Annotated in this window: 10 protein-coding genes; 4 read left to right on the top strand and 6 right to left on the bottom strand. The window is 45.3% G+C overall.

Annotated elements, in window-relative coordinates; all coding sequences use genetic code 11:
• Window positions 1-52 precede the first annotated feature (52 nt).
• Window positions 53-2,179, top strand: coding sequence for a S8 family serine peptidase (locus CHX35_RS17975; protein WP_091834365.1), 2,127 nt, complete (start codon window positions 53-55; stop codon window positions 2,177-2,179).
• A gap of 72 nt (window positions 2,180-2,251) precedes the next feature.
• Here CHX35_RS17975 and CHX35_RS04145 read toward each other — a convergent pair whose 3' ends face one another.
• From CHX35_RS04145 to mnmA, 4 genes are all read right to left on the bottom strand, one after another.
• The gene (locus CHX35_RS04145; protein WP_091834362.1) at window positions 2,252-2,890 is read right to left on the bottom strand and encodes a response regulator; all 639 of its coding nucleotides are present in this window, start codon (window positions 2,888-2,890) and stop codon (window positions 2,252-2,254) included.
• On the bottom strand, window positions 2,865-3,932 hold the full coding sequence (locus tag CHX35_RS04140) for a sensor histidine kinase (protein ID WP_091834360.1): 1,068 nt from the start codon (window positions 3,930-3,932) through the stop codon (window positions 2,865-2,867). The genes CHX35_RS04145 and CHX35_RS04140 overlap by 26 nt, the downstream gene beginning before the upstream one ends.
• A gap of 12 nt (window positions 3,933-3,944) precedes the next feature.
• Window positions 3,945-4,850, bottom strand: coding sequence for a cell wall-active antibiotics response protein LiaF (gene liaF, locus CHX35_RS04135; RefSeq protein WP_091834357.1), 906 nt, complete (start codon window positions 4,848-4,850; stop codon window positions 3,945-3,947).
• A 235-nt stretch (window positions 4,851-5,085) separates the two neighbouring features.
• On the bottom strand, window positions 5,086-6,183 hold the full coding sequence (gene mnmA, locus CHX35_RS04130) for a tRNA 2-thiouridine(34) synthase MnmA (protein WP_091834355.1): 1,098 nt from the start codon (window positions 6,181-6,183) through the stop codon (window positions 5,086-5,088).
• 254 nt (window positions 6,184-6,437) lie between these two features.
• Between mnmA and CHX35_RS04125 the strand changes: the two genes are divergently transcribed.
• Together CHX35_RS04125 and CHX35_RS04120 are read left to right on the top strand one after the other, a co-directional pair.
• Window positions 6,438-7,346, top strand: coding sequence for a tetratricopeptide repeat protein (locus CHX35_RS04125; RefSeq protein ID WP_091834352.1), 909 nt, complete (start codon window positions 6,438-6,440; stop codon window positions 7,344-7,346).
• 100 nt (window positions 7,347-7,446) lie between these two features.
• The gene (locus CHX35_RS04120; RefSeq protein WP_091834346.1) at window positions 7,447-7,776 is read left to right on the top strand and encodes a hypothetical protein; all 330 of its coding nucleotides are present in this window, start codon (window positions 7,447-7,449) and stop codon (window positions 7,774-7,776) included.
• A 57-nt stretch (window positions 7,777-7,833) separates the two neighbouring features.
• Here the strand turns inward: CHX35_RS04120 and CHX35_RS04115 are convergent, their stop codons facing one another.
• Together CHX35_RS04115 and asnB are read right to left on the bottom strand one after the other, a co-directional pair.
• The gene (locus CHX35_RS04115) at window positions 7,834-8,022 is read right to left on the bottom strand and encodes a hypothetical protein (protein WP_091834343.1); all 189 of its coding nucleotides are present in this window, start codon (window positions 8,020-8,022) and stop codon (window positions 7,834-7,836) included.
• An 89-nt stretch (window positions 8,023-8,111) separates the two neighbouring features.
• Complete coding sequence (asnB, locus tag CHX35_RS04110) at window positions 8,112-9,953, bottom strand: asparagine synthase (glutamine-hydrolyzing) (protein WP_091834339.1); 1,842 nt, start codon at window positions 9,951-9,953, stop codon at window positions 8,112-8,114.
• A 504-nt stretch (window positions 9,954-10,457) separates the two neighbouring features.
• Here asnB and CHX35_RS04105 point away from each other — a divergent pair.
• Window positions 10,458-13,592, top strand: coding sequence for an MMPL family transporter (locus CHX35_RS04105; protein WP_176391875.1), 3,135 nt, complete (start codon window positions 10,458-10,460; stop codon window positions 13,590-13,592).
• Window positions 13,593-13,704: the final 112 nt, after the last annotated feature.

The raw sequence follows: 13,704 nt of genomic DNA, 5'->3' as shown, positions 1-13,704 counted from the left end.
TATCGTATTAGTAATGGTCTGATGATTCTGGTTTCTATCAAGGGGGACAAACATGAAGAAGAATTGGTGGTTTTCTCTGATTCTGTTGGTATGCATGGTTGCGTTATCTAGCTTTACATCACCGGTCCAGGCGTGGGATCCGAATACAGATGCTGAAGAAAAAAGCGATGGGAAAAGTGGCTACTATTTTGTTGAGTTGAAAAATGAGCCCGTGGCTGATTATAAAGGGGATATTAAGGGATTAAAGGCCACCCGGGTAGCGAAGGGCGAACAATTAAATGCTCAGGAACCCAATGTAAAAGCATATGAGAAATACCTCTCTAATAAACGTGGACAATATAATAACTGGTTAAAAACAAAAGCAGGTAAAGCGAAGGTGGTTGAGAATTACTCCTTGACGTTGAATGGGGTAGCGGTAAAGGCGAATGGGGTTAATCCCGCAGTTTTAAAACAAGGTCCTGGTGTTAAGCGAGTCGTTAAAAGCATCCAGTATCGCCCAGCGATGAATGCCAGCCATGGAATTATTAATGACCGACCCATGTGGACCATGGGGTACAAAGGCGCTGGAGTGAAAGTAGCGGTGATCGATAGTGGTATCGATCAAGATCACCCGTTTTTAACAGATGATTCGTTAAAGATGCCTGAGGGTTTTCCTAAAGTGGGGAAGGATGAGTGGAAAGCTTTCACATCCAATAAGGTGATTGCTGCCCGTGTATTTAGTCCCGATGCCAATGCAACACCGAAAGCAATCGGAAGTCACGGTACGCATGTATCAGGAACGATTGCTGGGAAAAGTGGGTACAAGGATCCCAGTGGAGCAGCGAAGTCACGGCTTTCAGGGGTGGCGCCAAAGGCGTACCTGGGCAACTATAATGTGTTCCCATGTAATGGTTGTTCAGCTGAAAGCATTTATATTGCAGCAGCGATTGAAGCAGCCGTAAAAGATGGAATGGATATCGCAAACATGAGCTTAGGAGGACCTGCAGAGCCAGGATTTGATCTATTGACGGAGATCGTTAACGATGCGTCAGATGCAGGGATGACCATGGTATTATCTGCAGGAAACAGTGGACCAGGACCCATGACAATTGGCTCCCCAGGAACAGCGGAAAAAGCGATCACAGTGGCCGCGGTTGCCAACGGACATTTTATTGGACAATCGATTCAAATTCTTCAAGGTGGTAAGGAACAATCAGTGGCGGTAGCTAATGCTTCTCCAGGAGGGGCAGTCACGAAAGAGATCAAGGGTGAACGAGTAATTGTCGAGGACGGAGATGGCAAAGCCTGTTCGGGGATTGCTGGCGATCTCACTGGGAAAATTGCCGTCATCAAGCGAGGCGATTGTACCTTTACCATTAAAGCGTTTAACGCCCAAGAAAAAGGAGCAGCGGGAGTCATTATCACCAATAATGTGACAGGCGACCCCTCCGGAATGACCATTGAAGAAAAAGTAACCATCCCTGCTGTGATGGTTTCCCAAGAGGACGGAAATATGATTCGTCAGGGAGAAGATGTCTCAGTCAAGATGGCTCCGGATGCTTTACAAGATTTCAAAAGCGAAAATGCTAAAACCTTGGCGTCCTTCTCATCCCGTGGACCTACGGTGAACAATACACTAAAACCAGATGTCGCGGGTGTAGGTGTCAATGTATATTCGAGTGTGGTTGGAGGAGGGCTTGCTTCCTACAATGGTACATCCATGGCCGCCCCTCATGTTGCTGGAGCAGCCGCCTTGTTGAAGGAAGCACGCCCGAATTGGAAGCCCGAGGATATCAAGGCAGCCCTCATGGGGACCGGTCGTAATATTAAAGGTGGGGAAACGAAGCCATTAGAAGTAGGCGGTGGCATTATCAACGTCTTTAAAGCGTTGTACACTCCTGCGATGGCATATCCCTCTAGTTTGAGTTTTGGTTTGGTAGATAAAGAAAAAGAAAAAACCATGAAAATCACCCTCAAAAATACTACGAAAACAGAACAAACCTATCAAATTCGTGTAAATAAACACTTAGCAAAACTGAGCACGACATCTCTCCACCTGGCAAAAGGGAAAAAAGGAACCATTAAAGTAACCATTGCTCCTACGGCAGAGGAAGCCGGTAACGATCTACAAGGGTATATCCATGTACGTACGGAAGAGGGGAACAAGATCCGCATTCCGTTACACTATCGTGTTCAATAAATAGGAAGAGGAAATGCTCCTTGGTTTGGCTAAAACAGCCATCCAAGGAGCATTTTTTGTGCAAAAGCCTTATTACCTTTTATGCAAACCATTTTCTACCGCGTAGACAGCGGCTTGGGTACGATCTTCTAAACATAATTTCGCCAGAATGTTGCTTACATGGGTTTTGACGGTTTTGACTCCAATGTATAAGGTGTCAGCGATTTGTTGATTTGTCTTTGCTTGACCTAATAAAGAGAGGACTTCCCTTTCCCTTTCGGTGAGCTCCTCATAAAGGGGCTTTGTGGAGATTTCTTTCATACGATGAAGGATCTTTTCGGATACACGTGGTTCGATCGTTGCTTGGCCAATCGCTGCCTTACGAATGGCTTCAGCAATCTCCGGTGCCCGTGAAGTTTTTAAGATATAGCTGAACGCCCCGGCTTCTAACACGGGGAATAACTTATCATCATTGAGATAGCTTGTTAAAACAACGACTCGGGTATTTGGACTGACACGAGCAGCTTCCTTGGTTGCCTCAACACCGTCCATGTTCTCCATCACTAAATCCATCAACACCACATCAGGTTGCGTTTTTGAAAGGAGGGTAACGGCTTCATGTCCACTCGCAGCTTCACCGACCAGTTCTATATCGGGTTGTGTCATTAGGTAGGCAACTAAGCCGCGACGCACCATTTCATGATCGTCAACGATGAGTGTCCGAATTGTCATGGGATTGTTCCTCCTTATTCGTACAGGGAATGCGTATTTCCAGCCGGGTTCCCTTTTCTTTTACCGAAAGGATACGGATATCGCCTCCCATTTCTTGCGTGCGTTCACGGATCGTTGCCAATCCATAGGAAGACTTCTTGCGATCACTTTCAGAGAAGCCAATGCCGTTATCTTCAACAACCAGTGAAATCATTCCTGAACGGGATTGTAAGAGAATACTGCCATGGTTTGCGCCGCTATGACGAAGTAGGTTGGAGAGTGCTTCCTGAGTAATACGGAAAAGATGCTCTTCCATTCCCCGGCGGATGGATGGGATCTCCTCGAGCTCCCAATCCAGTTTAATGGAGTACTGATCCGTTAGTTCGGTAAGAAATTGTTCCAAAGCCGGTTTTAGTCCCTGGTTTTCTAAACCGACGGGTTTTAAATGGAGGAGAAGGGCGCGCATTTCATCTTGTGCTTTGACAGCGGTTTCTTCCATCATCTCTAACGGTTGCTTCAGTTCTTTCGGGAATCCTGAGCTGCTTTGCGAGACATTGACGAGGGCAGAGGCTGTCATGGAGATAGCAAAGAGCTGCTGACTGACCGAGTCATGGAGTTCGCGAGCTAAGCGCTGTCGTTCTTCGACAATGGCAAGTTGTTTCGATTGATCAGCTAATTCACGATTACGGGCTAATAGTTTTTGTAGCGTATCCACTTGGGTTTCTAAACGTTCAGCCATATGGTTCCATTGGTTGGCGATATCATCGATAATATCTGCGCCACTCTCTTGGGGAACACGGTGAGAGAGTTTGCCGTTGGCAAGAAATACTGCACCATCCCGTAAAGGTTGTAGATTTTTTTTTAGACGAGAGCTCTCGGAAAGTCCAAAGTAGAGTGCGGGAACGAGGGCTGATAGTATAAGAACACTGTGCATTAATAGAATAGACTGGGTGCTTCTTACTATGAGATATCCACCAATGGAAAGGAGGAGTGCTACGAAGTTGTTCAGCAAAAAGGCCCATAAAAGTTCCCAACGAAGGTTTTTTGTTCGTCTTCGTATCACATTACTTCCTCCTTATACACGGATCACACGGATCTCTCCACACATAATCGATAGATTGAGCACCAATCGTTTTGTAGCCTCTTCAAAATCAGGTGTTTGGGTGTTGGAGTACCGATAAAAGCCAGCATGTACGTTCTCGAGAACTTTTAAGCTTCCTGTTCGGACAAAAGCATCGATCTTAACAGGTACGTGGGAAGGGATATAGACCTGGATTTCACCAAACCAAGCATCCACTGAAAGAGTGACTTCTTCATCAGGAATGATGGCTTGTGTGAGGTTGAGATCGATGGATCCTGCACCCAACCAATATTCTTTATTTTCTAGGTGAAAGGGTTCTTTCCCGATGCGGATTTCCCCTAACATCATGTGATCGCCTCGGTGCGAACGATACTTTCTAGCGGTCTCTCGACACGCTCGATCGGCTTCATGGGCGGCATTGTCGTCATCATAGTGGTGAGCGTGATGAAAACCTCGTCTTCTTGCGTCACGAATCATTCGCCGCATCTTTCTATGATGGTCGCGATGATAACGGTGATCATAATGGCGATGAGGGATGTGATGGTGGAAGAGGAGCCGTAAACCAAAATAGATCATCGCAAGTGGCCATAAAATACTGGCGACAGTTTTCCAATGAAGAAAGGGAAGTTGGAGTTGATCTGCGAGGAAATTCCAACCGATGAGAAAAAGAACCGTTCCCCCAATCAGGGGTCCTAGATCCGGTGGTTGTTTACGAAAAAGAGGTCGCAATCCTTGGAAAAAGGCTGACGTTGCCAACACGAAGAAGATAACGGGCCACCAAGTGGAGAGCAATGTCGTCACATGGACTGGCAACACACCTACATTTTCCAGCAGAAACAATACACCGAGGGTGATAATGATACACGCGAAGAGTGAACCTTTATTAAAAAATAGTCTCATAGGTGTTGCGGTACCTCGTTAGCACGTGCACCGCGCCACTTCCTTTCTATAGTAAATGAGGACAGTACCAAAGAATGTAGTGGGGGTTTAAAGTGATCAGTTCCTAAATGATCGATCTATCGTTAGTTTAGAGGATTGTGAGTGTTTAGGAAAGGGACTACAGAAGGGATCCAACCTCCGTCTGGAGGCGGATCCGGTTGCCATAAAAAGACCCCGTAGAGAACGGGGTCTTTCTTTAAGAAGATATGCGAAAGGGAGCGTCGATGATCCCTCCGCCAAGGCATTCATCACCTTTGTAGAAAACGACAGATTGTCCAGGTGTGATAGCACGTTGCGGCTCATCAAAAAGGACGCGATAGGTTCCGTCTCCTTGCGGCTCGACGCGTACACCCTGATCCTTTTGACGATAGCGAAATTTAGCAGTACAGCTAAAGGGAGTATCGGGTGCCATTCGGTTGGTCCAATGTAGGTCACTTGCCATTAGCCCATCCGAATATAAGGCAGGATGATCATGGCCTTGTTCAACCAAGAGGACATTGCGAGCAAGATCCTTTCCGACAACAAACCATGGATCGCCAGATCCGCCCCCGCCAATGCCTAAGCCCTGACGTTGCCCAAGAGTATAGTACATTAAACCATCATGGGTTCCCTTACGTTCACCGGCTAATGTTTGCATTTCTCCGGGTTGGGCTGGCAGATAGGAAGAGAGAAACTCTTTAAAATCCCGTTCCCCAATGAAGCAGATCCCAGTCGAGTCCTTTTTATTGGCTGTTGGGAGGCCAGCTTCCGCTGCAATTTTTCGGAGTTCGTGTTTTTCCATATGACCAATTGGAAACATCGCTTTAGCCAGTTGGTCTTGTCCTAAGGTATATAGAAAGTACGTTTGGTCCTTATTTGCATCTTTACCACGCAAAAGCTGGTAGGTTCCCTCTATTTTTTTAACCTGGGCATAGTGTCCTGTGGCGATATAATCGGCACCGAGTTGCAACCCTTTATTAAGAAATTCACCAAATTTGATTTCCTTATTACACATCACATCAGGATTGGGTGTCCGTCCCGCTTTATACTCATCAAGAAAGTATTGAAATACCTTGTCGCGGTATTCCTTTTCAAAGTTTACGGAGTAATATGGGATCCCGATATGAGAAGCTACCCGACGAACATCCTCAAAATCTTCCGTTGCCGTGCAGTAGCCATTCTCATCGGTATCATCCCAGTTCTTCATAAAAAGACCGATCACGTCATACCCCTGTTCTTTAAGCAGAAGGGCAGCGACAGAAGAGTCGACACCGCCAGACATACCGAGGACAACGCGTGGTGCTTTTCCACTCATGGGAATTCACCTCTGAATACGAAAGTTCAATGGGGAAACCCCCATTCGTATGATTATACCACAGGTTCAGAATGGAAACCTATTGGCAACAAAAATGAAGCGGAGGAAGAAGTTTCGGTAGTAGAAATATCCTACCTGAGGCAGAGTGGAATTGGGTCAAGGGTAGTATGTTCATCAACCGGCAAATCTGTCACTATAGATAGAGGTCTGAATGATAACTAGATCCTAACGTGAAAGAAATGGGAGGATGGGCATTGGAGGAACACAAGAAAATTCCACTGTTTGACGAGTTTGGTCAACTAATTTGGACGGATCGTGAGGAATTTCGTCTTCGTGTCATACCAGAAAATATACAAGCAGAATGGGACCACCCAGAGAATTTGTATGCCTTTGCTGTCCAACTTTACCGGGATGGCTTTTTAAATGAGGCACTGCAGAGTGTGAATCGCGTATTGGAACTAACTGACCGCGGGGAAGAACCGCTTTTATTGAAGGGTTTAATTCTACAACGTTTTAAAAGTTATCCTGAGGCGGAAACGATTCTAAAAGAATGTATCGATCGATTCCCTGACAGAGGTGTAGCCTATACCTATCTAGCTCGGCTGTATGGTGAGGATAAAAAGATTGAAGATATGGTGGATGCCTTACACCAAGGGTTAAAAAGAGAACCAAACCAAGGGATGGCTCTTCGCATGTTGGCAAGTTCAACGTCGGATTCAGCACAAGCGGCCCGTCTTTTACATGAGTTTACTGAAGATAAAGAGGCGTGGTGGCCTCAGCTAGAATTAGGTCGCGTATATTTACAGGATAAAAGGATTGCGGAAGCCATCCAGCAGTTCCAATTCGCTTTGGATTCGACCCAGGGTTATCGTGAAGTTGAGGAGCTTCCTGAATGGGTAGAAGAGATGGCGCTTATGACTGTGACGACCCTGTTGTTTAGACATGGATTGCGTCAGGAGCTGATTCAAATTGCAGAGAAGTACTGGACTCCCCAGTTTCTTACTCCGTACGCAGGGTTGGATTATGTAGCGATGTTAGAGGAGAAGGGGGAGATCACCCTAGCGATTGATGTTTTGCAAAAGATGGTGAGTCATTGTGGAACGGAGTACCATCCGATCCTGGAACTTCGTATTCATCACTTGGATAAAAAGGCTAGACAATAACGGACATGCTCCCCTTTTATCCAAGGGATGAATCAACGGATTGCTTGCGTAACCCAAAGGACATCGTTATGATGAAAGGAGACCGTGGGGGTGGGGTAAGATGAGTAAGACGACTTACGAACTTGTTTTTGATCAACGTCTTCAAATTAGAAAACCACTACTTCATGTGGACTATGAGGAACTATCCCTAGAAGAACAAGAACAATTTGAATGGCTTTGCCAGGAGATCTGTGCAGAGATCCCTCCCCGTATTCAAGAATTAGAAGCCATTTATATGAAGTCTTTTGAAGTGCTTTATTTTGCAGAAGATGATGCGACATTTTTTCAGTTAACGACAGAAATGAATGAGTTATCCTGCCTCATTGCGGATTTAAATGTCCTTTTCCTTCATATTGAAGGAAAATTTATTCAAACAAGTGTTCATGCTTAAAAGGGAGCAACTTTACATAGATGCCAAAAAACGTGGGGATTCCAACCCCACGTTTTTTTATTGATCTTCTTCTTTGAAAGCTTCTCCTTGCTCGTTGTTTGTCTCCGTGTTATTGCGTAATTGTTTCTGTTCGAGGCGCGATAACTCGATATCAGTTAATTCCCCGCTCTGCTCGTAGGCGAACTGAATGCGATGATGTTCCTCATGATCGTTATCATCACGTTGCTTCTGATTTTTTTCTGCCATCGTCCTCACTCCTAAGCAATATTCGTGAGACGGGCTTTCCCGGCACACAACCTTAACCTAAGGAGATCAGCGGCTAATTATACACAGGATTACAAACGAATAGAAACTTGGTATTCGCGTAACCAAGTATCGGTCTGAACAAGCCGATCCAGGATTTGAATCCATTGGGTGATCTTTTGGCTGGGTGTGGCGGTGGCGTTTAATAGGTTTTGCAGAGCGCTTCGTTGGATGATGGATGTTAATGGTGAGTGGGTATCGTTAATGATTTCCTCCATCCGTGAGCGAAGTGCTGCTAGGTAGGTGGGATTGGTTGTAAAGGGGTATGCGCTTTTTTTGCGTTTGACAACGCCTTCAGGTAATACATCTGCGAAGGCCCGTCGTAGTATACCTTTTTCCATCCCATCGACGTTTTTCATTTCCCAGGGAATGTTCCACACATATTGTACAAGGCGTGGATCACAGAATGGAACACGTACTTCAAGTCCAGTTGCCATACTCATGCGATCCTTGCGATTGAGAAGGACGGGCAGAAAGCGAGTGAGATTGAGATAAAAAAGTTCTCTAATCCGTGCATCATGGGCACTTTCTCCAGGTAGCTTAGGGACTTCGGAGATCGCTTCTTCATATCGTTGTTGGAGGTATTCCTCCCGGTGAAGCACTTCGTTGATTTCAGGTGTGAATAGATCCATTTGATTATGGTTGGATTCCATGGTCACATTCCAGGGGAAGGTTTTTGCTTGTAATACTTTTTCATCATGGAACCATGGATAGCCACCGAAGACTTCATCTGCCGATTCTCCGGATAACGTAACGACCGCATTCTTTCTAATTTCCCGGAACAGCATGTAAAGGGAAATCTCCATCTCTCCCATTCCAGGAAGGTCATGCGCATGAATGGGGACATCATGATTGGCGATCAAATCAGGTGTATCCAACGTGACAGTATGATGGTTGCTTTGGGTATGCTTCACCATGCGCTCAATCCAAGGCGCGTCTAAGCTCTGATGAAGCGGGTCCGCTTGAAAGTCTCGGTCACTTCCTACGAAATCAACCGAATAGGTGTGAAGAGGTTCTTTTCCTTGTTCTCGGTATTCGCGAGCAGCCAGAGCAGTTAAACCACTGGAATCGAGGCCTCCGGATAACAGTGAAACGACAGGAACATCTGCAATCAGTTGTCGTTGAACCGTATCATGTAACAACTCTCGAATATGAAGGGTCGTTTTTTCTAAATCATCTTCATGGGGATGGCTTTCTAATTTCCAATAACGCTCTTCCTTTACCCCCGTAGCGCTGAAGCGAAGAAGGTAACCAGGGCGTACTTCATGGACATCCTGATATATTCCGTGACCCGGTGTACGAACAGGGACGGTGATAAATAGTTCAGCAAGTCCTGTGCGTCCGATTGCAGGGTCAATACTTGGGTGCGATAAAAGCGCTTTCAATTCGGAACCAAAAATAATCGAATCATTTCGTTGTGCATAAAAGAGGGGTTTTACACCGAGTTGATCACGTATGAGTACTAACTCTTGGCGAGCGCCATCCCAAATCGCAGCAGCAAAGATTCCGTTAAATCGACGGGGAGCCTCAGAACCCCATTCGATATAGGAACGAAGAACGACTTCAGTGTCGGAACGGGTCTCAAAGGTATGACCAAGGCCTCTAAGCTCTTCCCGTAATTCACGAAAATTATAGAGCTCGCCATTATATGTAAGGGCATATTCTGCGCCTCGTTCCCGGCGAACCATGGGTTGTACGCCTCCCTCAGGATCGATAACAATCAATCGACGATGAGCAAAAGCAACCCGTTGGCTTAACCAAAAGCCATCATTATCTGGACCTCTCCAATAGATCGAATTCGCCATTTTCTCTAAGGTAGGTTTCTCATTGGATAGGTCACGATTCCAATCAACCCAGCCGGTGATGCCACACATCGTACAACATCTCCTTTAACTAAACATTGGTAATGTTATCCATGGAGGATACCCATATACCGTAACGTTCGGCTTGTAAAAGAGCAAGTCGCATGCGTCCCTCTTTTTGGTGATGAGGAGTAAAAATAGGGGGATAGAGTCTGTTTTTTATTTATTTACGTATTATTAGAGAGTCGAAATAGATAACCCTATGAGGGGAGGAAACAAGAGGGTGATCAAGTTGTTCTTGTTTAGGGTCACTTCATGTCTGATGATTCATCCATCGAATATATATAATGGAATCACACGATCCATTGTACCGAGGAGTTATTTGGAGATAGGATTCTCAAACAACGTGATACCCTTTGCTTTAAAAGAGAATACCTGATTGATTTGTGCGATTGAGGGTAGTAAGAAGGTGGAAACTAAATTGGATGGAGTCATTTGGAGCAGGATGCAACAAGACTTGCTATCATTATGCGAAAATGCGAAAGATAGTGAAAATGAGTGGAAAGGTGGTAGATGATGCGTACGGTTCTCCGGTATAAATGGGTGGTGATTATGGCTTGGATTGGGATGACGATTTTAGCCATCACAACAATGCCCGACTTAGAGCGAATGACCCGGGAATCTGAACCTAAAATTCCAGCAGAATTTTCTTCGCAAGTTGCGAAAAATTTAAAAAAAGAGATGAACAATTCCTCGAAAAGCAGTAAGGATGTGGATGTACTCGCGGTGTTTCACTCGGATAACCCCTTGACTAAGAAAGAACAATCCGAGATCAAGGATGGCATTCATCAGTTACAATCGGACAAGGAATTGGGTGTAAGTAACGTCGTTACGCACTTTGATGAAAAAGAGCTGAAAGATCAATTTGTCTCTCAAGACCAAAGCACAGTAATGGCGCTCTTTACAGTTAACCGTAGTGGGAAAAAGCTTTCTGACGTCCGAGGGGATTTAAATAAAGCCTTGAAATCGGTATCGGTGGAACATTACCTAACTGGCAGTAAACTCATTCAAGATGATTTTGGTCAGACCACGTTAGCAGGGGTAGAGAAAACAGAAACGATTGCTGTTCTCTTTATTATTGTTGTATTGATTGCGGTATTTCGCTCGCCGGTGGCACCTGTCATTTCTCTTCTCTCTGTGGGGATTTCGTACATCACCTCCCTTGCTGCCGTTGCCCATATGGTGGAATGGTGGGGATTTCCCTTCGCTAACTTTACCCAAATTTTTTTAGTGCTTGTTTTGTTTGGCGTTGGTACGGACTATAATATTTTGCTTTTTGCCCGCTTTAAAGAGGAAATTGCCAAACGAAAATCAGTGGCGGAATCCATTGTGGTTACATATCAAACAGCGGGAAAAACTGTATTTTATAGTGCCATAGCCGTTCTTATCGGATTTAGCTGTTTAGCCTTTGCTCGTTTTTCTGTCTATCAGGCAGGTGTGGCCGTTGCAGTTGGGGTTCTTTTCCTCATGGGGTCTCTACTCACCATTGTTCCTTTTTTTATGTCCCTGTTGGGTATGAAAATGTTTTGGCCCATGAGACGGGTAAAAGGAAAAGTGGATAGCCGAATATGGCCAGCCCTTTCCTCCTTCTCCTTTCGACGCCCACTCGTAGGGCTACTCATTGTGGCGCTTCTCTCCGTGCCGATTCTGTTTTTCCATCAAGGGACCTTGTCCTACAATAGTTTGGATGAGGTGGATGACTCCTACGAATCCGTTAAGGGATATAACTTGGTTGCGAAGGAGTTTTCGCCAGGGCAAACCATGCCAGTGGAAGTGGTGTTGAAAAATGACGATCAAAAGCTCGATTCCCCTGAATCCCTTGCTTATATCGATGAACTAACTGATAACCTTGAACGTGTACCGGGTGTGGATAAAGTATATGGCCCTACTCGTCCTAAAGGGGTCCCCATCGAAGAGGCCTATGTTAATAAACAGACGAAAAAAACCAAAGAGGGACTCCATGACGCAGAAGATGGAACCGAACAGATCAAAACGGGTCTAGATGAAGCGGTTGCGAAAATGAACGCCGGTAATCAGGATATGTCCCAAACGGATCAGTTATATAAAGGAACCCTGGCTGCCCAAAATGGGGTTCACGAAGTAGGCAATACTACGAAGAAAATTCAAGTGGGATTAGATCAAGGAGCGGCTGGAGCGGCACAGATACAAGCGGGTCTTTCCGAGATGCATGATCGAATGCAAGCGTTGAGTGAAGGAACGGCGGAATTAACCAATTACTATCAACAATTGCAAGCGGGCTATCAAAAGATGGCAACAGGTTATCGTGCACTTCAGAAAGGAATCAATCCAGGTTTGAAAGCGGTAGTTGTCGCGCAACAGAAGATATTAAGTGAATGGAAAAACCCAACCGGTAGAAAAGACAAATTAGCTCGAATCGCTTTTAAGACAAGTACGGAAGGACTAAATATTGCTGTCAATCAATTAAGTTCAAAAATGATGCTGCTTAACCATACATTTGCGGATACCAATCAGAAGTTGGCTACCCTAAATGGAAAATTCGATAAAATTTCCACAGGACAAAAACAGATGGCTGATGGTCTTGGGAAAATGGAAGTGGAGATGGGTAAGCTATCAGCGGGGTTAAGAGAAGGAAGTGCTGGCGAAGCCAAAGTTACCAATGCCCTTGGTGAAATTGATAGGGGTTTGGGCCGCGTGGCCAATGGACAGAAGAAATTAAATGAAGGGCTCTATGCTATGAATGGAGATTTGAAGCAGTTACAAAAGGGGCTGAGTAAAAGTTCAAAAGGGTTGGGCGAGATCGATCATGGTCTTGAAAACGCGCAAGGATTTTTAGGTGAGGTGTCTGACACCCGTGCTTCCCATACCTTCTTCTTGCCAAAAGAACAGCGAGAGGGGAAAAATTTTCAAAAATCCCTCGATGCGTATATGTCCGATGATCGCCATATTATGAATTTCCGTGTGGTGCTGACGGATGATCCGTATTCTGAGAAAGCGATGAAGACAGCCGGGGAGATCGATCAGACGATGGACAGCAAACTGAAGAAAACACCCTATAGTGATTCGATATACGGGGTAGGTGGGCTTTCATCGCAAAATCGTGATTTAAATCAGTTATCCACGGAGGATTTTTCAAGAACTGCAACGTATATGATGCTAGGGATCGCATTGGTTCTTCTCTGGATTCTACGTTCGTTCTGGAACACGGTCTATGTAATTGCCTCTTTGGTCATTGCGTATTTTAGTGCATTAGCTGCCTCAGAGGTGATCTTCAGAGAAGGATTTGATTACCCTGGTCTTACTTGGTCAGCGCCATTCTTTTCACTTATCATGGTGGTTTCATTGGGAGTGGACTATAGCATCTTCCTGATGATGCGTTACTTAGAATATCGAAATTGTCACCCAGGAAAGGGGATTGTTGAAGCGTCTCGGAAGATTGGGGGCGTTGTTTTTTCAGCAGCCATTATCCTTTCAGGTACCTTTGCTGCGCTGTATCCCTCAAAAATTCTAACCTTGATGGAAGTCGCTACTGTGGTTATCATTGGATTGTTTATGATGGCACTTCTGATGCTTCCCCTTTTCCTACCTGCGATGATGTCGATTACCCGGCGTCTTAACGTAGATCCAGATGAGAAGAATCACCATCATCCAGAAGAACGAAGTGTTTCCTGATGGAGTCATGTTCAAGAATAGAAAGAATGGTTGCATCCTTTGGTATCGAGTGGGTAGACTACCTGTTAAGGATGACAACCATGGAAGGGCGGGAAGCCATGGCTTCCCGCTT

This window comes from Marininema halotolerans (assembly GCF_900116235.1).
GTDB classification, from domain to species: Bacteria; Bacillota; Bacilli; order Thermoactinomycetales; family DSM-45169; genus Marininema; species Marininema halotolerans.
Note: the sequence above shows the minus strand (reverse complement) of the source record. Positions and strands in the feature narration are given on the sequence as shown.

Bases quoted from the DNA above. Each gene is read 5' to 3' on its own strand.
- CHX35_RS17975 (WP_091834365.1), top strand. From the start codon at position 53: ATGAAGAAGAATTGGTGGTTTTCTCTGATTCTGTTGGTATGCATGGTT.
- CHX35_RS04145 (WP_091834362.1), bottom strand. From the start codon at position 2,890: ATGACAATTCGGACACTCATCGTTGACGATCATGAAATGGTGCGTCGC.
- CHX35_RS04120 (WP_091834346.1), top strand. From the start codon at position 7,447: ATGAGTAAGACGACTTACGAACTTGTTTTTGATCAACGTCTTCAAATT.
- CHX35_RS04115 (WP_091834343.1), bottom strand. From the start codon at position 8,022: ATGGCAGAAAAAAATCAGAAGCAACGTGATGATAACGATCATGAGGAA.
- CHX35_RS04105 (WP_176391875.1), top strand. From the start codon at position 10,458: ATGCGTACGGTTCTCCGGTATAAATGGGTGGTGATTATGGCTTGGATT.
- liaF (WP_091834357.1), bottom strand. From the start codon at position 4,850: ATGAGACTATTTTTTAATAAAGGTTCACTCTTCGCGTGTATCATTATC.
- asnB (WP_091834339.1), bottom strand. From the start codon at position 9,953: ATGTGTGGCATCACCGGCTGGGTTGATTGGAATCGTGACCTATCCAAT.
- mnmA (WP_091834355.1), bottom strand. From the start codon at position 6,183: ATGAGTGGAAAAGCACCACGCGTTGTCCTCGGTATGTCTGGCGGTGTC.